Origin of the sequence: Burkholderia sp. BCC0506 (genome assembly GCF_902833145.1) — a bacterium.
Taxonomy (GTDB): Bacteria; Pseudomonadota; Gammaproteobacteria; order Burkholderiales; family Burkholderiaceae; genus Burkholderia.
On sequence record NZ_CADFEN010000001.1, the window covers coordinates 355,653 to 381,688 of the forward strand.

The following is a 26,036-nucleotide window of genomic DNA, read 5'->3' on the forward strand; positions in this document are numbered from 1 at the left end:
AGCGAATCAGCCACACCAACAAGCCGGCCGCCGGCAACGCGCGGCGGCCCTGGAAGTCGATAACCGGCACGGCGCCGGTCTCTCGGGGGATCAGACGAAATGAAGATCAAACCGCAACGCACAGGTACCGGCCCGCTACGCACACGCGTCGCACGGGGCACGATGATGGCCGCGATCCTCTGTTCGGGATGGCTGACCGTGTATGGCGCACTCGCGCAGGAAGGCATCGAGTCGGCGGTGCTGACGAAGGGCGGCGCCGGCGCGCCGGCCGCGGTCGGCAAGGGGCCGATGCAGATGACGATCAGCATGGCGCCGGTGCCGGCCGCCGCGCCCGCCGCCTCGGCGGGGCCGCTGCGCGGGCCGAACTGCGTCGGCGCCGTGCGCGAATCGACCAGCGTCGCCGTGCCGCTCGGCAAGTCGCTGCTGGTGCCGATGCCGGAGCCGGTGCGCAACCGGACGATCGGCAATCCGGCCGTCGCGCAGGCGACGATGGTGTCGCCGCAGACGCTCTACATCCTCGGGCTCGCGGTCGGTACGACCAACATGATCGTGCAGGGCAGGAGCGGCGCGTGCCGCGTGATCGACGTCGCGGTCGGCGCGGACGCCGGCGGCCTGCAGGCGTCGCTGCTGCAGCTGATGCCGAACGAGCGCGACATTCATGTGTCGACCGCGGCCGGCACGATCGTGCTCGCCGGCACGGTGTCGAGCTCGCAGGCCGCGCAGCAGGCCGTGCAGATCGCCCACGCGTACGGCGACAGCGCGGGCGACGCGGCGGCCGGCGGCAAGCAGGGCGGCGGCGTGCTCAACATGCTGAACGTCACGTCGCCGCAGCAGGTGATGCTCGAGGTGAAGGTGGCCGAGGTGTCGAAGACGCTGATCAACCAGATGGGCAGCGCGTTCAACATCCAGGGCGGGTTCGGTTCGTGGAGCGGCGCGCTGGTCAGCAACCTGCTCGCGGGCGTCGCGAGCGGCGCGGTGTTCAACAAGGCGAACAACAAGCCGTTCAGCATCGCGGCCGACGCGCAGAACACCGACAACCTCGTCAAGATCCTCGCGGAGCCGAATCTCGTGACGATCAGCGGCCAGGAGGCGACGTTCCTCGCGGGCGGCAAGATCTTCATCCCGATCCCGCAGAGCGGCAGCAACGGCGTCTCGTCGATCACGCTGCAGGAAGAGGAGTTCGGCGTCGCGCTGAAGTTCACGCCGACGGTGCTGGCCAACGGCCGGATCAGCCTGAAGGTCGCGCCGGAAGTGTCGGAACTGTCGCAGACGGGCGTCACGCTGAGCGCGTCCAACATCGGCGGCACGTCGATCCTGCCGCTGATCACGACCCGGCGCGCGTCGACGACGGTGCAGATGAGCGACGGCGAATCGTTCGCGATCGGCGGGTTGATCAAGGACAACGCGAGCGGTGCGCTGAAGGCGATTCCGGGCGTCGGCGAAGTGCCGGTGCTCGGCGCGCTGTTCCGCAGCACGTCGTTCCAGCAGGATCGTACCGAGCTGATCTTCCTGATCACGCCGCACCTGGTGAAGCCGCTGCAGACCGCGGACGTCGCGTTGCCGACCGACAGCTTCTCGAAGCCGAACGAAGCCGACGTCTTCGCGACCGGCAACATGGAAGGTCGCGGCGGCGTGCGCAAGGCAGGCGCCCAGCCCATGCACCCCGCAAACGGCGCGGCCGCCGCCCCGCAGACGCCGGCCCAGGCGCCCGCGCCCGCGCCGGCACCGCAATCGGAAGCACCGGTCGCACCGGCCGCGCTGCCCGCACCGCGCGCGCCGCAAGACGCCGACGTGCAGCCGCCGGTACCGGCCGAGCCGCCGAAGGCGCCGGCGCCGGTCGCGGCCGCCGCGCCGCAGTCGGACCCGGCCACCGCGGCGCGTGTCGCGCGCATCGAAGCCGCCGCCGCGCGCCTCGCGGCGGCGGGCCCCGAACCGTCGGCCCAGCCGGCGGCGCGACCGAAGCACCGGATCGCGGCGGCGCCGAAGGCGCAGATCGCGCGCGCCGCCGCGGAACCCCAGTCCACCGATCGTTGAAGCCATCCAAGGGGAAGCTCATGAAATCCGCCTACCTCGTATGCGTGCGCCGTGCGGCGCTCGCCATCCCGCTCGCGTTCGCGCTTGCCGGCTGCATGTCGTCGACCCCGGTGTGGGACAGCCGCTTCGGCGACTCGGTCCGCACCGTGATGCAGGCCCAGATCATCGATCCGCATGCCGGCGAACATCCGGCGTCGGCGCCGGGGGTCGACGGCCGCGCCGCCGCGGCCGCGCTCGACAACTACGACAAGTCGTTCAAGCAGACCCAGCCGCCCGCCAATGCGTTCGTGATCGGCATCGGCAAGTCCACCCAGTAACGACGGCACGCTCAGGGAGAACGCCATGAACAGCGCAGCCCGCTATCCGAAAGTCACGCGTCGCAGCCTGCACCGCCAGCGCGGTGCCGTCGCGATCATCGTCGGCCTTTCGCTGGCGGTGATGATCGGATTCGTCGGGCTCGCGCTGGATCTCGGCAAGCTGTACGTCACGCGCAGCGAACTGCAGAACAGCGCCGATGCATGCGCGCTGTCCGCCGCGCGCGACCTGACTTCGGCGATCAGCCTGTCGGTGGCCGAAGCCGACGGCATCGCGGCCGGCCACCTGAATTTCGTGTTTTTCCAGAAGAAGTCGGTGCAGATGTCGACGAACGCGAACGTCACGTTCAGCGATTCGCTGAGCAACCCGTTCCTGGCGAAGAACGCGGTCACGACGCCGGCGAACATCAAGTATGTACAGTGCACCGCGACGCTCAGCAACATCGCGCACTGGTTCATCGAAGTGCTGAACGTGCTGCCCGGCACGAAGCTCGCGAATGCGGCGGAAGTGTCGGCGAGCGCGATCGCGACCGTCGGCGGCGGGCAGACGACCTGCGCGATTCCCGTGTTCGTGTGCCGTGGTCCGTCCGATCCGGCCTACAAGGTCGGCGACTGGATCTCGTCGCCGTCCGGGTCGTCGTCGAGCTACGGGCCCGGCAATTTCGGCTGGGCGGCGCTCGACGGGTCGACGAACGAGACGACGCTCGCGAGCGAGCTGTCGGGCAATACCTGCAACATCACGAGCCCGCCGGACCTGAGCACCACGGGCCTGAAGTCGGCGTCGCAGCGTGCGTGGAACACGCGCTTCGGCATCTATACGAACGGCGCGAACGGCTCGAGCGGCCAGCCGGATTTCACCGGCTACGCGTATGTCGGGCCGAACTACGGGCCGCCGGGAACGCCAGGCATCAAGGGTGACGCGTACACGCAGTTCGTGGCCGACCGCGCGAGCTTCAAGTCTTACCAGGGCGACGGTGCACCGCCGTCCGGCAGCGGCATCGCCACCAACGGCACGGCGACCGCGAGCAACTACACGACGTACGGCAGCGACCGGCGCCTCGCGCTCGCGCCGGAAGGCGACTGTTCGACGCTGAAGGGCAGCAGCGGCAAGGTCCACGTCACGCAATGGGATTGCGTGCTGATGCTCGATCCGCTCCCGTTCAGCGCCGGCAGCGGCCCGGTCGTCGCGCACCTCGAATACCTCGGCTCGTCGGTCTCCGGCAACAACCCGTGCGCGACGCACGGCTTGCCGGGCAGCGGCAGCGCGTCGGGCACCCAGGTGCCGATGCTCGTTCAATAGCGGAGAGACGATCATGAAGAAGCCGCCGATTCGTCGTTCGCGCACCCGTGGCGCCGTCGCCGTCGAGTTCGCGCTCGTGCTGATGCCGATGATCATGCTGGCGACCGGCGTGGCCGAGTTCGGCCGGGCGATCTACCAGTACGAGACGCTGACCAAGGCGACCCGCGACGCGGCGCGCTACCTGTCGGTCTGGTTGCCGACCGACAGCGCGTATCCGGTGTCGCAGGCGCAGTGTCTGGTCGTGTACGGCAGCACGACGTGCGGCACGTCGGGCACCGAGCTGGTGCCGGGGCTCACGACGTCGATGGTCACGATCTGCGACGCGCAGCGCACGACCGGCTGCAGCGATGCGTCCGACCCGTCGCAGTTCTCGAACCTGCCGACCTACGACTCGGACAACAACGCGGCAAGCGGGACGGCCACCGGCGCGATCAATGTCGTCGAAGTGAAGATCAGCGGCTACAAGTACCAGCCGATTCCCGCGTACCCGGCGCTGCCGTCGATCACCTTCGGCAACATCGTCACCGTGATGAGGCAAGTGTCATGAACGCGCGTCACTTTCCGCGGTCGAGCCGGCGCGCGCAGCGCGGCGCGGCGATCGTCGAATTCGCCCTCATCGCGATGGTGCTGATCATGCTGCTGATCGGCATCTTCGAATTCGGCCGCGTGCTGTTCTACTGGAACACCGCGAGCGAAGCCGTGCGGCTCGGTGCCCGCACGGCGGTGGTCTGCGACGTGAACGCCGCGGGTGTCGTGAAGCGCGTGCGATCGCTGCTGCCGCTGCTGTCGAACGCGAACGTGTCGGTCAGCTACACGCCTTCGAGCTGCGACATCAACACGTGCTCGTTCGTGACGGTGAGCGTCACGAACGTCACCGTCAAGACCATGATCCCGTTCGTGAACGTCACGGTCACGATGCCGCCGTTCACGACGACGCTCCCGCGCGAAAGCCTGAGTTCCGCGACCGGCGGCTCCGCCTGCAACTGATCGAACACACGAGGCACACGACATGATCAACATCCTCGTAGCTTCCGACGATACCGCGCGGCTCACGCAGATCGCGCGTCTCGTGGCCGACTGCGGACGCTATCGCACGACGCGCGCCACCGGCCGTGCGTCGCAGATCGAGCATCGCACCGACGGGCTCGACGCGTTCGACATCCTGCTGGTCGACGGCACGTCGCTCGATCCGTCCGAGCTGTCGGCGATCGAGCGCATCTGCCGCGCGCACGCGAGCCTGACCTGCATCCTCGTGACGCCCGATGCGTCGCCGCACGTGCTGCTCGACGCGATGCGCGCGGGCGCGCGCGACGTGCTGCAGTGGCCGCTCGATCCGCAGGCGCTCGGCCGCGCGCTCGAACGGGCGGCCGCGCAAAGCACGCGGCGCGATAGCGACGACACGCGGATCGTGTCGTTCATGTCCTGCAAGGGCGGGGCCGGCACGAGCTTCGCGGCCGGCAACGTCGCGTTCGAGATCGCCGAGGGCTTCAAGCGCCGCGTGCTGCTGATCGACGTGAACCAGCAGTTCGCCGACGCGGCATTCCTCGTCAGCGACGAAGCCCCGCCGTCGACGCTGCCGCAGCTGTGCGCGCAGATCGAGCGGCTCGACGGCGCGTTCCTCGATGCGAGCGTCGCGCACGTGACGGAAAACTTCCACGTGCTGGCAGGCGCCGGCGACCCGGTCAAGGCCGCCGAGATGCGCGAGGACGCGCTCGAATGGATTCTCGGCGTCGCCGTGCCGCGCTACGACTTCGTGATCTTCGACGTGGGCGTCGGCATCAACCCGCTGTCGATGGTCGCGCTCGATCGCAGCGACCAGATCCAGATCGTGCTGCAGCCCGCGATGCCGCACGTGCGCGCCGGCCGCCGGCTGCTGGAAATCCTCGTGTCGCTCGGCTACTCGACCGACCAGTTGCGGCTGATCGTGAACCGCGCGACGCGCGCGAGCGAGCGGACCCGCACCGCGCTCGAGGAAGTGCTCGGCCTGCACGCGGCCTGCACGATTCCCGACGACGCCGACACCGTGCTCGAAGCGATCAACCAGGGCCACCCGGTGTCGCGGCTCGCGCGCGGCTCGGCGGTCGCGCGTGCGTTGCAGGGGTGCGCGAAGCAACTCGTCGACGGCGAAGTGCGCGCGGGACGCAGCGCGCCGCACAGCGAACCGTTGATGTCCCGGCTGTTCGGTCGCAAGGCCACGCCGAAGCTCAAGTCGATGTAATTCTCTCGGGGAACCATCATGTCATTGCGCGAACAGATGTCCTTGCACCGGGCCCAGCCGCTGGCGGCGGGCAACGAACCGGCCGGCCCGGCGCATTCGTCGGTGCGCGACGCATACCAGAAGCTGCGCCGCGACATTCACCTGGCCGTGCTCGAGCGCGTGGAGCTCGAGCGCCTGTCGCGGCTGCATCAGGATCAGATCCGCATGGAAATCGGCGCGCTGATCGCGCGCATCCTCGACGAGGAGCGGCTGCCGGCGAACGACATCGAGCGGCGCCAGCTCGCGATCGACGTGTACGACGAGATGTTCGGCTTCGGCCCGCTCGAAGCGCTGCTGCGCGACCCCGGCATTTCCGACATCCTCGTGAACACGTACCGGCAGGTCTACGTCGAGCGCTGCGGCCAGCTCGAGCTGACCGACGTGACGTTCTACGACGACGCGCACCTGATGAAGGTGATCGAGAAGATCGTGTCGCGCGTCGGGCGCCGCATCGACGAATCGAGCCCGATGGTCGACGCGCGGCTGCCGGACGGCTCGCGCGTGAACGCGATCATCCCGCCGTCGGCGATCGACGGGCCGCTGATGTCGATCCGGCGCTTCGCGGTCAACCCGCTGAAAATGGACGACCTGGTGCGCTTCCACAGCCTGACGCCGCCGATGGCCGAGCTGCTCGACGCGCTGTCGCGCGCGAAGGTGAACGTGCTGGTGTCGGGCGGCACGGGCAGCGGCAAGACGACGCTGCTCAACATCCTGTCCGGCTTCATTCCGCGCAACGAGCGGATCGTGACGATCGAGGACGCCGCCGAGCTGCAACTGCAGCAGCCGCACGTGCTGCGGCTCGAAACGCGCCCGCCGAACATCGAAGGCAAGGGCGAGATCACGCAGCGTACGCTGGTGCGCAACGCGCTGCGGATGCGCCCCGACCGCATCATCCTCGGCGAAGTGCGCGGCGCCGAAGCGCTCGACATGCTCAACGCGATGAACACCGGCCACGAAGGCTCGCTCGCGACGATCCACGCGAACACGCCGCGCGACGCGCTGACGCGCCTCGAGAACATGGTCAGCGTCGCCGGCCTGACGCTGCCGCCGAAGACGATGCGCCAGCAGATCGCGTCGGCGATCTCGGTGGTCGTGCAGGCGGCGCGCCTCACGGACGGCAAGCGCAAGATCGTCAGCATCCAGGAGCTCACCGGGATGGAGGGCGACATCATCAACATGCAGGAGATCTTCACGTTCAAGCGCACGGGCGTGGATCGCGACGGCGCGGTGCGCGGCCACTTCTGCGCGACCGGCGTGCGGCCGAAGTTCGTCGAGCGGCTGCAGGCGTTCGGCATCAACCTGCCGGATTCGCTGTACGACCCGTCGCTGCGTTACGAGACGGACTGACGCCAGGGCGCCGTGTGCTGCCGGGGAGGCCTCATGAATGCGATCTTTTACGGTTTCGTGATTCTCACCTTCGTCGCGGTCGTGCTGTCGATCGAAGGTATCTACCAATGGTGGAACGCGCGGCACGGCGCCGCCGCGCGCCGGATCGAATCGCGCATTCGCGCGATGTCGGCCGGCGGCAACGTGCAGCAGGAGCGATTGTCGATCCTGAAGAAGCGCATGCTCGACGAGTCGAAACCGTTCGACCGGCTGCTGCTGCGCGTGCCGCGCGTGCATGCGCTCGACCTCGTGATCCAGCAGTCGGGCCTCGACTGGACGCTGCCGAAGCTGATCACGCTCGGCGCGACGTTCGCGGCGCTCACGTGGTGCGCGGCAAGTTTCGCCAGCTTGCCGCAACTCGCCGCGGTGCCGCTCGCGTTGTTCGCCGGCTGGATGCCGATGCTGTACGTGCTGCGCTGCCGCGCGCGGCGCATGCGCAAGCTGGAGCGGCAATTGCCGGACATCTGCGACATGATCGCGCGCGCGCTGCGCTCCGGGCATTCGTTCACGAGCACGCTCGGGATGGTCGGCGACGAGTTTTCCGAGCCGATGGGCGGCGAATTCCGCGTGACGTTCGACGAGGTCAACTACGGCGTGTCGCTGCACGACGCGCTGATGAACCTCGCGACGCGCGTGCCGGTGCAGGATCTGCGCTACTTCGTGATCGCGGTGCTGATCCAGCGCGAGACGGGCGGCAACCTGGCCGAACTGCTCGAGAGCATCGCGGGGCTGATCCGCGAGCGCTTCAAGCTGTTCGACAAGGTGCGCGTGCTGTCGGCGGAAGGGCGGATGTCGGCGTGGATCCTCGGGCTGTTGCCGTTCGGCACTGCCGCGGTGATGGCGCTGCTGAACCGCGAATTCCTGTCGGTGCTCTGGGAGGATCCGGCCGGGATCCGGATGGTCGGCACGATGCTGGTGTCGATGCTGTTCGGTCTTCTCTGGATCCGCCGTATCGTCCGCATCCGCGTCTGACGCGAGCCGAATAACGAACCGTTGCGAGGCTGTCATGCAAAACCTGAGCGTGGTCCAGGCCGTGATGCTGGGCGGCTTGTTCATCTTCGTGGCCGGCGGCGTGCTCGTCGCGATGCTGCTGTTCGCGCCGCGCAGCATCCAGCGCCGGATCCAGCAGGCCGGCGGGGCCGGGGCGGGCACCGTCGCCGGCCCGGGCGACGGCGGCGACACGGCGTCGCGCTGGGTCGCGAAGCTGGTCGAGCTGTCCACCCCGATCTCGAAGCTGTCGGTGCCGAAGGAGGGCTGGGAGAATTCGCCGCTGCGCATCCGGCTGATGAATGCCGGCTGGCGCAACCAGAGCGCGGCCGCGCTGTATTTCACCGCGAAGACGATGCTCGCGCTCGGCCTGCCGTGCGCGGCGCTGCTGTCGCTGATCACCACGTCGCTCGGCGACGAGCGCGCGGTGCTGTCGCTGATCCTCGTGGCGCTCGCCGGCATCGGCTACTACATCCCGAACGTCGTGATGTCGCAGCGGATCAAGGTGCGCCAGCGCAAGATCTTCGAGGATTTCCCGGATGCGCTCGACCTGCTGACGGTATGCGTCGAAGCGGGGCTCGGGCTCGATGCGGCGTTGATGAAGGTGAGCGAGGAGCTGCGGTTTCGCAGCGAGGTGGTCGCGAGCGAACTCGACCTGCTGCTGCTCGAGATGCGCTCCGGCTTCACGAAGGAGGCGGCGCTGCGCAACCTCGCGCTGCGCACCGGCGTGGAGGACATCGAATCGTTCTGCGCGATGCTGATCCAGGCCGACCGGTTCGGGACGAGCATCGGCGAATCGCTGCGCGTGCTGTCGGACATGTTGCGCACGCGGCGCCGGATGCGCGCGGAGGAACGCGCGGCGAAGATCGCGCTGAAGCTGCTGTTTCCGCTGATCTTCTGCATCTTTCCCGCGCTGATGATGGTGCTGCTCGGCCCGGCGATGATTCACGTCTATCGCGTGCTGTTGCCGACCTTCGTCGGCATCGCGCAGTGAGCGGTGCGCGGGTGCGGCTTCGGGCGCATCGATCAACGCTATACGTGCCGGTTTCAACGCGATTCGGCGGCCGGCACGGCAACAGGCTTCATGGAGGCTCCCTCCCCAGGCGGCGCCGCGAGACAGGTCGACCATAGCGGCGTCAACGCATCCTGGACCCATGGTCGGCCATGGAACAAGCCGTAGTCCACCGCCTTCACGGCTGCCCCCTACTGCTAACGACTTGAAGCGGCGGCGCCCGGCACGGTGTACCGGGCGCGGACGCTTGCCGGGCGTCTAGGTCACCGTTCCCTTCTTCAGCTCCTCGATACACGGAATTCCGGCGCGCCGTTTCGGCCGCAGGAATTTCGGCACCGACGGCGCCTGGCCGACGCCCGCATGGCTTTGATCGGCCTTCGGCTTCACCGCGGCCCGCTTGACCTTGTGCGGAATCCGGCAGCCGCCGGCCGGCAGGTCGCCGTACGGTTCCTCGTCGGCGGCCGCCGCGGGGGCCGCCGGCACCGCGGGGGCGGTCGATGCGACCAGCATCGGCGCGAACGGCAACGCACGCATCCGCTCGCCGGTCAGCACGAACGCACCGTTGGCCACGGCCGGCGCGATCGGCGGCACGCCGGCGTCGCTCAACCCGGTCGGCTGGGCGTCCGACGGAACGAAGAACACATCCACCGGCGGCGCTTCCTGCATGCGGATGGGCGAATAGTCGGCGAAACCGGCGTTGCGGACCGCGCCATGGTCGACGTCGATCGCGAAGCCCGGCTTCGTCATCCCGAGGCCGAACAGCGCACCGCCCTGGATCTGCGCTTCCGCGCCGGTCGGGTTGACGATGCGGCCCGCATACACGCCGGCCGTCACGCGGTGCACACGCGGCTGCTGCGCTTCGATCGACACGTCCGTCACGTACGCGACGACCGAGCCGGCCGTTTCGTGCATCGCGACGCCCCATGCATGACCGGCCGGCAGCGTGCGCGTGCCGTAGCCGGACTTGTCGACGGCCAGCGCGAGCGCCTGCCGATGGGGCGCGTGCTCGGGGCCGGTCAGCCGCGCCATCCGATAGGCGACCGGGTCCTGGCGCGCCGCGTGCGCGAGCTCGTCGACCAGCGTTTCCATCACGAACGCCGTATGCGTGTTGCCGCCCGAGCGCCACGTCTGGACCGGCACGTCGACGTCGGTCTGATGAACCGATACCTGCATCGGGAAGCCGTACGGGCTGTTCGCGACGCCGTCGGTCAGGCTGGGATCGGTGCCGCGTCTGAGCATCGCCGTGCGCTCGAGCGGCGAGCCCTTCAGCACCGACTGGCCGACGACGACGTGCTGCCAGTCCCGCACGGCGCCGCTGCCGTCGACACCGATGTCGACGCGATGCAGCACCATCGGGCGGTAATAGCCACCGCGCAGATCGTCCTCGCGCGTCCAGATCGTCTTGACCGGGCCGAGATGGCCGGCCGCGAGGTACGCGGCGGACACGCGGGCGGCTTCGACCACGTAGTCCGACGTGGGCGTCGAGCGCCGGCCGTAGTCGCCGCCCGTCATCATCGTGAAGATCTGGACTTTCTCCGGCGCGACGCCGAGCGCCTTCGCGACGGCCGCGCGGTCGGTGGTCTGCAGCGACGAGCCGCCCCAGATCTTGATCCCGCACGCGCAGCTCGCCGGCCCGACGTCGACCGTGCAGCTGAGCGGTTCCATCGCCGCGTGCGCGAGATACGGAAATTCGTAATCCTTCTGGATTCGCGTCGCCGCCGGCGGCGCGCTGCCGGCGTCGGCCGTGCGCACCACGGTCCCCGGCGTGCCGGCGAGCTGCTTGTACGCCTGCATCTGTTCGGCGGACGTGACGGTCGAGCCGGCGTCCTTCCACGTGACCTTCAGCGCATCGCGGCCGAGCTTGGCCGGCCAGTAGCCGTTCGCGATCACGGCGACGCCGGTGCCGCCGCGATCGGTCGGGATCTCGACGACCTCGACCACGCCCTTGACGGCCCGGGCCGCCGCCGCGTCGTAGCTCGCGACCTTGCCGCCGAAACGCGGCGGACGCGCGACCACGGCCACCATCGTGTCCGGCAGACGCCAGTCCATCCCGTACTTGAGCGTGCCGTCGAGTACCGCGCGCGAATCGACGCGCGGGGTCGGCTTGCCGATCAGGCGGAACTGGTCGGGCGACTTCAGCGGCACGTGTTGCGGCACCGGCATCGCCATCGCGTCCGGTGCGAGCTCGCCGTAGGTCGCGCGGTAGTTGCCGGACGTCACGACGCCATTCGCCGTGCGGCAGGTGGCCGGATCGACGTTCCAGCGCCGCGCGGCGGCGGCGACCAGCATCGCGCGGGCGGAGGCGCCGAGTTCGCGGTATTGCATGAACGAGTGATTGATCGACGTCGAGCCGGCCGTCATCTGGATGCCCGTCACCGGATCCTTGTACGGCTCGCCGGCCGGCGCGAGCACGGTGCGCACGTTGCGCCAGTCAGCATCGAGTTCGTCGGCCAGCGCCATCGGCAGCGCGGTGCTGACGCCCTGGCCGGACTCGGTGCGGTTGACGGCCACGGTCACGGTGTTGTCCGGCGCGATGATAAGGAATGCTTGCGGCGGCGAAGCCGGCGAGGTCTTGCCCGCCTGCGCCGCGGCGCGCGTCGGCGCGATGCCGAGCGCGAGGCAGCCGCCTGCCGCGATCGTGAGCTTCAGGAAGCCGCGCCGGCCGAGCGTCGGAGAACCTGTTCCGGCGAACGGAGAAGCGTCGGAGTGAGGGGCGTCGGCGCTTGCCGGGCGCCCGAAAGTGCGGATACGCATGGTCACAGTCTCCCGGCAGGCTCAGGCCAGCGTGCTGGCCGCATCGTGAATCGCGGCGCGGATGCGCTGGTAGGTCGCGCAACGGCACAGGTTGCCGGCCATCGCGCGGTCGATGTCGGCGTCGGTCGGCGCCTTGTTGCCGCGCAGCAATCCGGCCGCGCTCATCATCTGGCCGCTCTGGCAGTAGCCGCATTGCGCGACGTCGTGCCGGACCCACGCGTCGAGGACGGCCTTGCCGACCGCATCGTCCGCGAGATGTTCGGACGTCGTGATGCGCGCGCTTCCGACCGCCGACAGCGCCAGCGTGCAGCTTCGGGCCGGCCGGCCGTCGACATGCACGGTGCAGGCGCCGCAGTCGCCGGTGCCGCACCCGAACTTGGTGCCGGTCAGCCCGAGGTTGTCGCGCAGCACCCAGAGCACCGGCGTCGACGGATCGGCATCGACCTCCGCCGCCCGGTTGTTGATGTTCAACGTCACCATCGTGAAGTTCTCCCTTGGACACCTCGTTATCGTCCGCGAACCGGAAAGGCAATGCGGCGGATCTGAACCAATTAAAGCAGATCCGCTAAAAAGTCGGCATCTCGGAATTTGATTTTTTTGCCTTTATTAACAGTTGGCGAGATTTATTTAAAGAGAATCGTTTTCATCTCGGCTGATGAATAAGTTAATGCGAATGAAAGAGTATTGAGTTTTGCCAAAAAAATATCCCGCCGATGGGAAACGTTTGCGAGTTGGACCTATATTTGACTCGCGTTCGCACCTGGAAACATGCGGATTGGACGGCAGGCACTGATGAATCGATAAGCGGGGCAAGGGAGGCCGGGGTATCCGGCGAGACTGGACCGGCGTTTGATTGTCGGGCGGAAGGCCCCGTAAATACAGGGTTTCTACGTAGAGGTGCTGTTGGTCTGGACCGGCAAACGTGCGATGAATCGCGGTCGCCGGAGCAGCGCTTCCGGTTTTGCGAAAACAACCATTTATAAAGAGTGGAAAATTTACCGGGTGAAGAAGGGGGTATAAAAGTAAAATATGCCGATTCAATAATTCTCGTCGATTGATTCCTGTTTGTTTTTAATCCGGCCATCCGCTTCGGACTGGTGGCGGGGCGGTGTTTTTTTCAAAAGAACATCGAATTACGTATTCCGGTATTTGCCTCCGGCATTTTGAATGCGTCGAGGAATGCCCGGTGTCGTCGATTCTCTTATGGGAAGGTGTGATTATGCGTATGCGCATGGGTTCCAACAAAAAGCGCGCGGAAGCACGTCCGAAATTCCTCGTTCCGACCGGCATGCTGGTCGCGCTGGTCGGCGCGGGGGTCATTCCCGCCGACGCACTGGCCGCCTGCACCGGGACGCCCACCGTCACCTGTACCGGCGCCACCAACAACTATTCGAACGGCACGAACGGTCTCGACGTCACGGTCGCGCCGGGCGCGACGGTTTCCGTGGCGCCGCTGTTCGGCGGTACCTCGATGTCGCTGACGGGCAGCGGCGTCACGTTGACCAACTACGGGACGATCGATCCCGCGCTGGGCGCACTGAGCGCGTATGCGAGCGGCGCGGTCGTCGGCAACGTCGCATCCGCGAGCACCGTCAACGTCACGAACGCGAGCACCGGCGTGATGAAGGGTGCGACGAGCCTGCTGCTGGGCAACGGGCCCGCACTGACCGTATACAACGGCACGGGCGGCACGACCAACATCACGAATGCCGGCACGATCGGCTCGACCGGCGTGCTCGGCTCCAGCGCCGGCCCGACCACGCAGGTGGTCACGACGGCGGGCGGCGCCCAGGTCAATTTCGACAACGCGAGCGGCGGCACGATCAACGGCTCCGTGACGCTCGCGCCGAGCGGGCTGGTGGGGACCGGCAACACGTTTACCAACGCCGGCACCGTCACGGGCAGCGTGTCGCTCGGCGCGGCGCTTGGCACGGCGAACACGTTCAACGCGATGACGGGGTCGTCGGTCGGGCTCGGCGTCGATGCGGGCCTCGGTGGCAACAACACGCTCAACCTGCAACTGAACACGGCCGCCGGCGGCGCGACGAACGGCGCCATCGCGATCGATACGTTCGGCAATTTCAACAATCTCGCCGTGCAGGGCGGCACGTGGGACATCACCGGCGCATCAACCGCGACGAACGCGTCGCTGACCGGCGGCACCGCGATCGTCCACGGCGCCGGTGCGCTCGGCACCGGCACGATCGTCGCCGGCGGCGGCACGCTCGAGGCCGGCGCGGCCGGCGTGAACCTGCTCAACAACGTGACGCTGAACGGCGGCCTCACGGTGGACGGCGCGAACGGGCTCGGGTTGTCGGGTGCGATCGGCGGCACCGGTGCGCTCAACGTGAGCGGTACCGGCACGCTGGCGCTGAACGGCGCCAATTCATTCACGGGTGGAACGAATCTGACGGGCGGCGGCGGGCTCCTCGTCGGCACCGCGACGGCGCTCGGCGGCGGCGCGCTGAACGTGACGGGCACGGGCGGCACGCTCGGCACGAGCGTCGGCGGCACGGTGCTCGGCAACGCGGTGAATATCGACACGGGCGTCACGCTGGGCCTGAACGGTTCGGCCAATCTCGGGCTGGGCGGCGTGATCGCCGGCAACGGCGGGCTGGCGCAAACCGGCTCGGGCACCACCACGCTGCTCGGCCTGAACACGTTTACGGGCGGCACGACGCTGAGCGGCGGCGGGCTCGTCGCCGGCACTGGCACGGCGCTCGGAACCGGCGCGCTGCACGTGAGCGGCACGGGCGGCACACTCGCGACGAGCGTCGACGGCACGCTGCTCGGCAATGCGGTGAATCTCGATGCGGGGGCCACGCTCGGCCTGAACGGTGCGGCGGGCCTGAGCCTCGGCGGCACGATCGCGGGTAGCGGTGGCCTCGCGCAAAGCGGCACGGGCACGACGACGCTGCTCGGCGCGAATACGTTCTCGGGCGGCACGGCACTGAGCGGCGGCGGGCTGATCGCCGGCAATGGCGCGGCGCTCGGCACGGGGGCGCTGAACGTGTCCGGCGCGGGCGGTACGCTCGCGACGAACGTCGGCGGCACGGTGCTCGGCAATGCCGTCAACCTGGGCGCGGGCGCCACGCTCGGCCTGAACGGCGCGGCCGACCTGAGCCTCGGCGGGACGATCGGCGGGAGCGGCAGCCTCGCGCAATCCGGTGCCGGCACGACGACGCTGCTCGGCACGAACACGTTCACGGGCGGCACGACGCTCGGCGGCGGCGGGCTCATCGCCGGCAACGGCGCGGCATTGGGCACGGGGGCGCTGAACGTGGTCGGCGCGGGCGGCTCGCTCGCGACGAACGCGAGCGGCACGGTACTCGGCAATGCGGTGAATCTCGGCGCGGGCGCGACCCTCGGGCTGAACGGCGCGGCCGATCTCGGCCTGAGCGGCACGATTGCCGGCGCGGGCGGCCTGGCGCTCGGCGGCACCGGCGCCACGACGCTGACCGGCGCGAACACGTTCACCGGCGGCGCGAGCCTGACGGGCGGCGGCAGCCTGATCGTCGACGGCAGCACGGCGCTCGGCGTGGGCGGCGCGTTGAACGTGAGCGGCCTCGGCGGCTCGCTGAGCGCGGATCTGGCGGCCGGCGCGGCGCTCGCGAACGGCATCAACCTGAACGGCGCATCGTTGACGCTGAACGGCGCGAACGACCTCGGCCTGAGCGGCGCGATCGGCGGCACCGGCGGTCTCGTGCTGAGCGGCACGGGCACGACGACGCTGTCGGGCGCGAACACCTTCGGCGGCGGCACGACGCTGAGCGCCGGCACGCTGCTCGCCGGCAGCAATACGGCGCTGGGCACCGGCGCGCTGAACGTCGCGGGCGCGGGCGGCGCGCTCGGCGCGAGCGTGAGCGGCACGACATTGGGCAACGCGGTCAACCTCGGCACGGGCGCGACGCTCGCGTTGACCGGCGCGAACGATCTCGGCCTGAGCGGCACGATCGCCGGTAACGGCGGTCTCGCGCAAATCGGCTCGGGCATCACGACGCTCACCGGCGCGAACACGTTCTCGGGCGGCACGACGCTGAGCGGCGGCGGCCTCCTCGCCGGCAACGGCAGCGCACTCGGCACCGGCGCGCTGAACGTGACGGGCGCGGGCGGCTCGCTCGGTACGACCGTCGGCGGCACGGTGCTCGGCAACGCGATCCAGCTCGGCGCGGGTGCGGCACTGACGGTTGGCGGTGCCAACGATCTCGGGCTGAGCGGGATCATTTCCGGTAGCGGTGGCCTGTCCGTGAACGGGCCGGGCACGACGACGCTCACCGCGGCCGAGACGTTTACCGGCGGCACCACGATCGGCGGCGGCACGCTGGCGATCGGTGCGGGCGGCAGCCTCGCCGCGTCGAGCCCCGTCAACCTGACGGGCGCGGGCGCGCAATTCAGCATCGCCGGCGCGACCACGCCGCAGTCGATCGGCACGCTGTCGGGCGTCGCGGGTTCGGCGATCGACCTCGGCGCGAACAACCTGACGCTGGCCGGCAGCGGCAGCGGCGTGTTCGCCGGCAACATCGGCGGGGCGGGCGGGCTGACGCTGTCCGGCACCGGCTCGCAGGCGCTGACCGGCAACAACACGTATGCGGGCGGCACGGCGCTGACGGGCGGCAGCCTGCTCGTCGGCAGCGGCGCGGCGCTCGGCGTCGGCGCGCTCGACGTCAACGGCTCGGCTTCGCTCGGCGCGAGCGTGCCGGGCGTGACGATCGGCAACGCGGTCAATCTCGGTACCGGCGTCACGCTGGGGCTGAACGGTGCGAACGATCTCGGCCTGAGCGGCACGATCGCCGGCACCGGCAGCCTCGCGCAAACCGGTACCGGCACGACGACGCTCAGCGGCACGAACACGTACACGGGCGGCACGACGTTGAGCGCAGGCGGGCTCATTGCCGACAACGGCAGCGCGCTCGGCACCGGTGCGCTGAACGTGAGCGGCGCGGGCGGCACGCTCGCGACGAACGTCGCCGGCACCGTGCTCGGCAATGCGGTGAACCTCGGCGCCGGCGCGACGCTGGGGCTGAACGGCGCGGCCGACCTGAGCCTCGGCGGCGTGCTGTCGGGCGCGGGCGGTCTTGCGCAAACCGGCACCGGCACGACGACGCTGCTCGGTGCGAACACGTTCACGGGCGGCACGACGCTGAGCGGCGGCGGCCTCATCGCGGGCAACGGCAGCGCACTCGGCACCGGCGCGCTGAACGTGACGGGCACCGGCGGCTCGCTCGGCACGAGCGTCGGCGGCACCGTGCTCGGCAATGCGGTGAACCTGGGCACGGGCGCGACGCTGACGGTTGGCGGTGCGAACGATCTCGGCTTGGGCGGCGCGATATCGGGCGGCGGCAATTTGTCGGTGAGCGGCCCGTCGACGACGACGCTGACCGGCGCGAGCTCGTACACGGGCGGCACGACGATCGGCACCGGCAGCACGCTCGCGGTCGGCGCGGGCGGCAGCCTGTCGGGCGGCAGTTTGTTCGACCTGGCCGGCGCGGGCGCGACGCTCGACCTGAGCGCGGCCACGTCGCCGCAGACGACCGGCGGGCTCGTCGGCGCGGCCGGCTCGGCGGTGAATCTCGGCGGCACCAACCTGACGCTCGGCGGTTCCGCTAACGGCACCTTCGGCGGCACGATCGGCGGGGCGGGCGGGCTGACGCTGTCCGGCACCGGGATCGAGACGCTGACCGGCGCGAACACGTACACGGGCGGCACGACGATCAACAGCGGCACGCTGGCGATCGGCGCGGGCGGCAGCCTGTCGGCGGGCGGCGCCGTGAATCTGGGTGGGGCCGGCGCAACGTTCGACCTGAGCGGTGCCACGACGCCGCAGACGGCCGGCGCGCTGTCGGGCGTGGCCGGTTCGACGGTGAACCTGGGCGGCAACAACCTGACGTTGGGCGGCACGGGCAGCGGCACGTATGACGGCACGATCGGCGGCGCGGGCGGCAGCCTGACGCTGGGCGGCACGGGCACCGAAACGCTGAACGGCACGAACACGTACACGGGCGGCACGAACCTGACCGGCGGCGGCACGCTGATCGCGGGCAACGGCTCGGCGCTCGGCACCGGCGCACTGAACATCGGCGGCGCGGGCGGCACGCTGGCCGCGAGCGTCGCCGGGACGACGCTCACCAACGCGGTGAACCTCGGCACGGGTTCGGCGCTGACGCTCGGCGGCACGAACGACCTCGGCCTGGCCGGGATCGTGTCGGGCGGCGGCGCGCTCGCGCAAACCGGCAGCGGCACGACGACGCTGTCCGGCGCGAACACGTACACGGGCGGCACCACGCTGAGCGCCGGCGGACTGTCCGTCGGCAACAACACCGCGCTCGGCACGGGCACGCTGAGCGTCACCGGCAACGGCGGCGCGCTCAATGCGAGCACGGCCAACCTCCTGCTTGCGAACGCGGTCGATCTGGGCGCCGGCTCGTCACTGAATCTCGGCGGTCTGTACGACTTCGGCCTGAACGGCATCATTTCCGGTGCGGGCGGCGTGGTGCAGTCCGGCACGGGCACGACGACGCTCGGCGGCGCGAACACCTACAGCGGCGGGACGACGTTGAGCAGCGGCGGATTGAGCGTCGGCAGCAACACGGCGCTCGGTTCCGGCGCATTGAACGTGACCGGCAACGGCACGCTGAACGCGAGCGTGAGCGGCACGACGCTCGGCAATGCGGTGACGCTCGGCGCGGGCGCGACGCTCGGGCTGAACGGCGCGAACGACCTCGGCCTGAGCGGCACGATTTCCGGTAGCGGCGGCTTGGCGCAGACCGGCGCGGGTACCACGACGCTCACCGGCACGAACACGTACACGGGCGGCACGACGTTGAGCGGCGGCGGGCTCATCGCCGGCAACGGCAGCGCGCTCGGCACGGGCGCGCTGAACGTCACCGGCGCGGGCGGCTCGCTCGGCACGAACACGGCCGGCACGACGCTCGGCAATGCGGTGAATCTCGGCGCGGGGTCGACGCTGACCGTTGGCGGTGCGAACGATCTCGGGCTGGGCGGCGGGATCTCGGGCAGCGGCGGCCTGTCGGTCAGCGGCCCGTCGACGACCACGCTCACGGGCGTGAACACCTATACCGGCAACACGACGATCGGCGGCGGCAGCACGCTGGCGGTCGGTGCGGGCGGCAGCCTGTCGTCGGGCAGCGCGCTCGATCTCGCCGGCACGGGCGCGACGCTCGACATCAGCGGGGCGACCACGCCGCAGACGAGCGGCATGCTGTCCGGCGTAGCGGGCACGAACGTGAACCTCGGCGGCAACACGCTCACGCTGGCCGGTACCGGCAACGGCAGCTATGCGGGGACGATCGGCGGTACCGGCGGGCTGACGATGTCGGGCACCGGCACCGAAACGCTGACGGGCACCAATACATATACCGGCGCGACGACGATCAACAGCGGCACGCTGGCGATCGGCGCGGGCGGCAGCCTGTCGGCGAGCAGCCCGGTGAACCTGGCCGGCGCGGGCGCGACCTTCGACGTCAGCGGCGCGACCACGCCGCTGACGACGGGCACGTTGTCGGGCGTGTCGGGCTCGACGGTGAACCTGGGCGGCAACAACCTGACGTTGGGCGGTTCGGGCAGCGGCACGTACGGCGGCACGATCGCCGGCGCGGGCGGCAGCCTCACGTTGTCGGGCACCGGTACCGAAACGCTGACCGGCAACAACACGTACACGGGCGGCACGAATCTGACCGGTGGCGGCACGCTGATCGCGGGCAGCGGCTCGGCGCTCGGCACGGGCGCGCTGAACACGAGCGGGGCGGGCGGCACGCTCGGCACGAGCGTCGCGGGCACGACGCTGACCAATGCGATCAATCTCGGTTCGGGTTCGACGCTGACGGTGGGTGGCGCGAACAACCTCGGGCTCGGCGGTGCGATCTCGGGCAGCGGCAACCTCGCGGTGACCGGCCCGTCGACGACGACGCTCACCGGCGCCGGCACGTACACCGGCAACACGACGATCGGCGGCGGCAGCACGCTGGCGGTCGGCGCGGGCGGCAGCCTGTCGTCGGGCAGTGCGATCGATCTGGCCGGCGCGGGCTCGACCCTGGACGTGAGCGCGGCCACGTCGCCGCAGACGACCGGTACGCTGTCCGGCGCAGCGGGTTCGGCGGTGAACCTCGGCGGCAATACGCTGACCCTCGGCGGGTCGGGCAGCGGCACGTTCGGCGGGACGGTCGGCGGCACGGGCGGGCTGACGCTGTCGGGCACCGGCACCGAAACGCTGACGGGCACCAACACATACACCGGCGCGACGACGATCAACAGCGGCACGCTGGCGATCGGCGCCGGCGGCAGCCTGTCGGCGAGCAGCCCGGTGAACCTCGCCGGCGCGGGTGCCACCTTCGACGTCAGCGGCGCGACCACGCCGCAGACGACGGGCACGTTGTCGGGCGTGTCGGGTTCGACGGTGAACCTGGGCGGCAACAACCTGACGCTCGGCGGCACGGGCAACGGCACGTACGGCGGCACGATCGCCGGCACGGGCGGCAGCCTCACGCTGTCGGGCACGGGTACCGAAACGCTGACCGGCAACAACACGTACACGGGCGGCACGAACCTGACCGGCGGCGGCACGCTGATCGCGGGCAGCGGCTCGGCGCTCGGCACGGGTGCGCTGAACACCAGCGGCGCAGGCGGTACGCTGGCCGCGAGCACGCCGGGCACGACGCTGACCAATGCGGTGAACCTCGGCAGCGGCTCGACGCTGACGGTGGGCGGCGCGAACGACCTCGGGCTCGGCGGTGCGATCGGCGGCAGCGGCAATCTCGCGGTGACCGGTCCGTCCACGACGACGCTGTCGGGCGCGAACACCTACACGGGCAGCACGACGATCGGCGGCGGCAGCACGCTGGCGGTCGGCGCGGGCGGCAGCCTGTCGTCGGGCAGCGCGATCGACCTGTCCGGCACCGGCGCCACGCTCGACCTGAGCGCGGCCACGTCGCCGCAGACGAGCGGCGCGCTGTCCGGCGGCACGGGCACGAACGTCAACCTGGGCGGCAATACGCTGACGCTCGGCGGGTCGGGCAGCGGCACCTATGCGGGCGTGATCGGCGGCACGGGCGGGCTGACGCTGTCGGGCACCGGCACCGAAACGCTGACGGGCACCAACACGTACACCGGCGCGACGACGATCAACAGCGGCACGCTCGCGATCGGCGGCAACGGCAGCCTGTCGTCGAGCAGCCCGGTCAGCCTGACGGCGGCCGGCGCGACGCTCGACCTGAGCGGCGCGTCGTCGCCGCAATCGACGGGCGCGATCTCGGGCGTGGCGGGTTCGACCGTGAACCTGGGCAACAACAACCTGACGCTCGGCGGGTCGGCCAGCGGCACGTACGCGGGCAACATCGCCGGCACGGGCGGCGTGACGATGTCGGGCACCGGCACGGAAACGCTGACGGGCAGCAATACGTACACCGGCGCGACGACGATCAACAGCGGCACGCTGGCGATCGGCGCGGGCGGCAGCCTGTCGGGAACGACGCCGGTGAACCTGGCGGGCGCGGGCGCCACCTTCGACCTGAGCGGCGCGACCACGCCGCAGACGACGGGCACGCTGTCGGGCGTGGCCGGCTCGACGGTGAATCTCGGCGGCAACAACCTGACGCTCGGCGGCACGGGCAGCGGCACGTATGACGGCACGATTGCCGGTGCAGGCGGCAGCCTGACGCTGGGCGGCACGGGCACCGAAACGTTGAACGGCACCAACACGTACACGGGCGGCACGAGCCTGACCGGCGGCGGTACGTTGATCGCCGGCAACGGCTCGGCGCTCGGCACGGGCGCGCTGAACACGAGCGGCGCGGGCGGCACGCTCGGCACCAGCACGGCCGGCACGACGCTGACCAACGCGGTGAATCTGGGTTCGGGCTCGACGCTGACGGTCGGCGGCGCGAACAACCTGGGCCTCGGTGGCGCGATCAGCGGCAGCGGCAATCTCGCGGTGACCGGTCCGTCGACGACGACGCTGACCGGCGCGAGCTCGTACACCGGCAACACGACGATCGGCAACGGCAGCACGCTGGCGGTCGGCGCGGGCGGCAGCCTGTCGTCGGGCAGCGCGGTCGATCTGGCAGGCGCGGGCTCGACGCTGGATCTGAGCGGCGCGACCTCGCCGCAGTCGACGGGCGCGTTGTCGGGCGTGTCGGGTTCGACGGTGAACCTCGGCGGCAATGCACTGACGCTGGGCGGTTCGGGCAGCGGCACGTACGACGGCACGATCGCCGGCACGGGCGGCAGCCTGACGCTGGCGGGCACGGGCACCGAAACGCTGAACGGGACCAACACGTACACGGGCGGCACGAACCTGACCGGCGGCGGCACGCTGCTTGCCGGCAATGGCTCGGCGCTCGGCACCGGTGCGTTGAACACGAGCGGCGCGGGCGGTACGCTCGGCACGAGCACGGCCGGCACGACGCTGACCAACGCGATCAATCTCGGTTCGGGCTCGACGCTGACGGTCGGCGGCGCGAACAACCTGGGCCTCGGCGGTCCGATCTCGGGCAGCGGCAACCTGGCGGTGAGCGGCCCGTCGACGACGACGCTCAGCGGCATCGGCACGTACACCGGCAACACGACGATCGGCGGCGGCAGCACGCTGGCGGTCGGCGCGGGCGGCAGCCTGTCGTCGGGCAGCGCGGTCGATCTGGCGGGCAGCGGCGCGACGCTCGACCTGAGTGCCGCCACGACACCGCAGACGACGGGCGTGCTGTCGGGCGTTTCGGGTTCGGCGGTGAACCTCGGCGGCAACACGCTGACGCTCGGCGGGTCGGGCAACGGCACGTTCGGCGGGACGGTCGGCGGCACGGGCGGGCTGACGCTGTCGGGCACCGGCACGGAAACGCTGACCGGCGCGAACACATACACCGGCGCGACGACGATCAACAGCGGTACGCTGGCGATCGGCGCGGGCGGCAGCCTGTCGTCGAGCAGCCCGGTGAACCTGGCGGGTGCGGGCGCCACCTTCGACGTCAGCGGCGCGACCACGCCGCAAACGACGAGCTCGCTGTCGGGCGTGTCGGGTTCGACGGTGAACCTGGGCGGCAACAACCTGACGCTGGGCGGCACGGGCAGCGGCACGTACGGCGGCACGATCGCCGGCACGGGCGGCAGCCTCACGCTGGCCGGCCCGGGCACCGAAACGCTGACCGGCAACAACACGTACACGGGCGGCACGAACCTGACCGGCGGCGGCACGCTGGTCGCGGGCAGCAACACGGCGCTCGGCACCGGCGCGCTGAACACCGGCGGCGCAGGCGGCACGCTGGCCGCGAGCACGCCGGGCACGACGCTCGGCAACGCGGTGAACCTCGGCAGCGGTTCGACGCTGACGGTCGGCGGGTCGAACGATCTCGGCCTGAGCGGCCCGATCTCGGGCAGCGGCACGCTTGCACTCAACGGTCCGGCGACGACGACGCTGTCGGGTGCCAACACCTACACCGGCGGCACGAGCGTTACCGGCGGCGGCACGCTGGTGGCCGGCACGCCGACCGCACTCGGCAGCGGCACGCTGAGCGTCGGCGGCAGCGGCGGCACGCTCGGCACCAGCGTGCCCGGCACGACGCTCGGCAACGCGGTGAATCTCGGCACGGGTTCGACGCTGACGGTCGGCGGCGCCAACAACCTCGGCCTGAGCGGCCCGATCTCGGGCGGCGGCAACCTGGCGGTGAGCGGCCCGTCGACGACGACGCTCAGCGGCGCGAACTCGTACACGGGCGGCACGACGATCGGTAGCGGCAGCACGCTGGCGGTCGGCGGCAACGGCGGCCTGTCGGCGGGCAGCGCACTGACGCTGGCCGGCAGCGGCGCGACGCTCGACGTCAGCGGCACGACCACGCCGCAGACGGCCAGCGCGCTGTCGGGCGCGGCGGGTTCGACCGTGAACCTCGGCGGCAACACGCTGACCGTGGCCGGTCCGACGGGCGGCACCTTCGGCGGCACGATCGCGGGCACCGGCGGCTTCGCGGTGCAGGGCGGCGGCACGCAGACGCTGACCGGCGCGAACACGTACACCGGCGGCACGACGATCGGCAGCGGCAGCATGCTCGCGCTTGCCGGCGCAGGCAGCCTTGCGCCGACGAGCCCGGTGATGCTCGCGGGCAGCGGCGCGACGCTGGACCTCACGGGTTCGGCCGCACCGCAGTCGATCGGCACGCTGTCGGGCACGACGGGTTCGAACGTGAACCTCGGCGCGACGCCGCTGACCGTCAATACCGCCGGCACCAGCTCGTTCGCGGGCACGCTGTCGGGTACCGGCCCGCTGACGCTGGCCGGCACGGGTGCACAGGTGCTGAGCGGCACGAACACGCTGTCCGGGCCGACCACCGTGACGGGCGGCACGCTCGCGGTCACCGGTTCGCTGGCCAACTCGCCGGTGACCGTCGGCAACGGCGCGACCGTCACCGGGACGGGCACGATCGGCGGCCTGGTCGTGTCGGGCGGCGGCACCGCATCGGTCCTCCAGCTCGGGCAGCCGCTGAAGGTCGCGGGCAACGCGACCTTCCAGCCGGGCTCGACGCTACAGGTCGGTGCGACGCCGCAACAGAGCGGCGGCCTCGACGTGACCGGCTCCGCCACGCTCAACGGCGGGTCGGTACAGGTCGTCGCGGCGACCGGGCAATACCAGCCGGGCAAGCTCTACACCATCGTGAATGCCGGCGCGGGCGTGCAAGGGCAGTTCAGCGCGGTGAACTCGACGTATGCGTTCCTCACGCCGACGCTCACGTACAACCCGGCGCAGGTGCTGATGTCGCTGACGCCGAACGGCACGCCGTTCTCGTCGGTTGCGACGACGCCCGACGGGCAGGCGGTGGCGGGCGCGGTCGGCACGCTCGGTGCCGGCAACCCGCTGTTCGACACGGTGCTGACGTCGGATTCGAAGACCGCGAACCGCGCATTCACGCAGCTCGCCGGCGATCTGTATCCGAGTACGCGAAGCGTGCTGCTGTCGGATAGCCGCTACGTGCGCGACGCGGTGCTCGATCGTGCGCGGCTCGGGTCGCAGCCTGGCGGGGCGCTGTGCGGATGCGAGGCACCGGTGTCGGCGGACGATCACTCGGCGGCGCTCGATCGGCGCATGGCCGCGGAGAACGGCTGCACGCCGGCCAAGTCGTTCAAGCCGGCGGTGTGGGGCCGGCTGTACGGCTCGCATAGCCGGTTCGACGGCGATGGCGTCGCGTCGATCGATCGCAACCTGTATGGCTTCGTCGTCGGCACGGATGCGGAAGTCAGCAGCCACTGGCGCGTCGGTATCGCGGGCGGTGCGTCGCGCAGCCAGCTCAATACCGACCAGAACGAGTCGGCGAAGGTCAACGGCGAGACGATCGCGCTGTACGCGAGCGGCCGGTACAACGCGTGGAACGTGCGCGGTGGCGTGTCGCAGTCGTGGTACCGCGTGCATAGCGAGCGCAATCCGTCGTTCGGCAGCTTCTCCGATCACGATACCGCCAGCTACGACGCGAACGCGACGCAGGTGTTCACCGAACTCGGCTACTCGACGGCGTTCCGCAATGTCGCGCTCGAACCGTTCGTCGGCCTCGCGTACGCCAGCCTGCACACCGACGGCTTCAAGGAGAACGGCGGCGCGGCGGCGCTGCAGGGCGATTCCGATACGACGGGCCTCGGCTTCTCGACACTCGGCGTGCGGGCCTCGACCGACGTCGCGGTCACGACGAAGGGCAAGGTCACGGCGTTCGGCACCGTCGGCTGGCGGCACGCGTTCGGCAATACGCAGCCGGCGTCGAGGCTGTCGTTCGCGAGCGGCGGCTCGCCGTTCAGCGTGACCGGCGTGCCGGTCGCGCGTGATGCCGCGGTGCTCGAGGTTGGTGTCGATGCGGCCATCACGAAGAACCTGTCGCTCGGGTTGTCCTACAGCGGCCAGATCGGCGGCAGCATCAGCGACCACGCGCTGTACGGCAATCTGTTGTGGAAGTTCTGAGGGGAGGGGCGGCGGCCGCTTGCGATGGAATCGTCGTGAGCGGCCGATCGTTT

At 70.3% G+C, this 26,036-nt stretch carries 12 protein-coding genes; 10 read left to right on the forward strand and 2 right to left on the reverse strand.

What is annotated here, in order from left to right:
- Window positions 1-99 precede the first annotated feature (99 nt).
- Genes HWX62_RS01500 through HWX62_RS01540 form a run of 9 tightly spaced genes read left to right on the forward strand, consistent with a single transcriptional unit; the run spans window position 100 to window position 9,272 of the window.
- Window positions 100-2,034, forward strand: a complete 1,935-nt coding sequence (locus HWX62_RS01500) for a type II and III secretion system protein family protein (RefSeq protein ID WP_175930767.1) — start codon at window positions 100-102, stop codon at window positions 2,032-2,034.
- Window positions 2,035-2,054: 20 nt separating this feature from the next.
- Window positions 2,055-2,351: a hypothetical protein gene (locus tag HWX62_RS01505; RefSeq protein ID WP_175930766.1), complete on the forward strand. Its 297-nt coding sequence runs from the start codon at window positions 2,055-2,057 to the stop codon at window positions 2,349-2,351.
- A 25-nt stretch (window positions 2,352-2,376) separates the two neighbouring features.
- Window positions 2,377-3,648 carry a TadE/TadG family type IV pilus assembly protein gene (locus HWX62_RS01510; protein ID WP_175930765.1) on the forward strand — a complete coding sequence of 424 codons (1,272 nt, stop codon included), beginning with the start codon at window positions 2,377-2,379 and terminating at the stop codon, window positions 3,646-3,648.
- Window positions 3,649-3,661: 13 nt separating this feature from the next.
- Window positions 3,662-4,195: a TadE/TadG family type IV pilus assembly protein gene (locus HWX62_RS01515; RefSeq protein ID WP_175930764.1), complete on the forward strand. Its 534-nt coding sequence runs from the start codon at window positions 3,662-3,664 to the stop codon at window positions 4,193-4,195.
- Entirely contained in the window at window positions 4,192-4,635 is a 444-nt protein-coding gene (locus HWX62_RS01520) for a TadE family protein (protein WP_175930763.1), read from the forward strand. Before HWX62_RS01515 ends, HWX62_RS01520 begins: the two co-directional genes overlap by 4 nt.
- A 22-nt stretch (window positions 4,636-4,657) precedes the next feature.
- A complete protein-coding gene (locus tag HWX62_RS01525; protein WP_175930762.1) occupies window positions 4,658-5,866 on the forward strand; it encodes an AAA family ATPase in 1,209 nt (402 codons plus the stop codon).
- A gap of 18 nt (window positions 5,867-5,884) precedes the next feature.
- Entirely contained in the window at window positions 5,885-7,252 is a 1,368-nt protein-coding gene (locus tag HWX62_RS01530) for a CpaF family protein (RefSeq protein WP_175930761.1), read from the forward strand.
- Between the two features lie 33 nt (window positions 7,253-7,285).
- On the forward strand, window positions 7,286-8,263 hold the full coding sequence (locus HWX62_RS01535) for a type II secretion system F family protein (RefSeq protein ID WP_175930760.1): 978 nt from the start codon (window positions 7,286-7,288) through the stop codon (window positions 8,261-8,263).
- Window positions 8,264-8,297: 34 nt separating this feature from the next.
- Window positions 8,298-9,272, forward strand: coding sequence for a type II secretion system F family protein (locus tag HWX62_RS01540; protein WP_175930759.1), 975 nt, complete (start codon window positions 8,298-8,300; stop codon window positions 9,270-9,272).
- Between the two features lie 276 nt (window positions 9,273-9,548).
- On the opposite strand, the gene HWX62_RS01545 is transcribed toward HWX62_RS01540, so the two are convergent.
- Both HWX62_RS01545 and HWX62_RS01550 read right to left on the reverse strand, forming a co-directional pair.
- Window positions 9,549-12,044 carry a xanthine dehydrogenase family protein molybdopterin-binding subunit gene (locus HWX62_RS01545; RefSeq protein WP_175930758.1) on the reverse strand — a complete coding sequence of 832 codons (2,496 nt, stop codon included), beginning with the start codon at window positions 12,042-12,044 and terminating at the stop codon, window positions 9,549-9,551.
- Between the two features lie 21 nt (window positions 12,045-12,065).
- Complete coding sequence (locus tag HWX62_RS01550) at window positions 12,066-12,524, reverse strand: (2Fe-2S)-binding protein (RefSeq protein ID WP_175930757.1); 459 nt, start codon at window positions 12,522-12,524, stop codon at window positions 12,066-12,068.
- Between the two features lie 739 nt (window positions 12,525-13,263).
- On the opposite strand from HWX62_RS01550, the gene HWX62_RS01555 reads away from it, so the two are divergent.
- Window positions 13,264-25,983, forward strand: coding sequence for an autotransporter-associated beta strand repeat-containing protein (locus tag HWX62_RS01555; RefSeq protein WP_175930756.1), 12,720 nt, complete (start codon window positions 13,264-13,266; stop codon window positions 25,981-25,983).
- The last annotated feature ends 53 nt before the right edge of the window (window positions 25,984-26,036 follow it).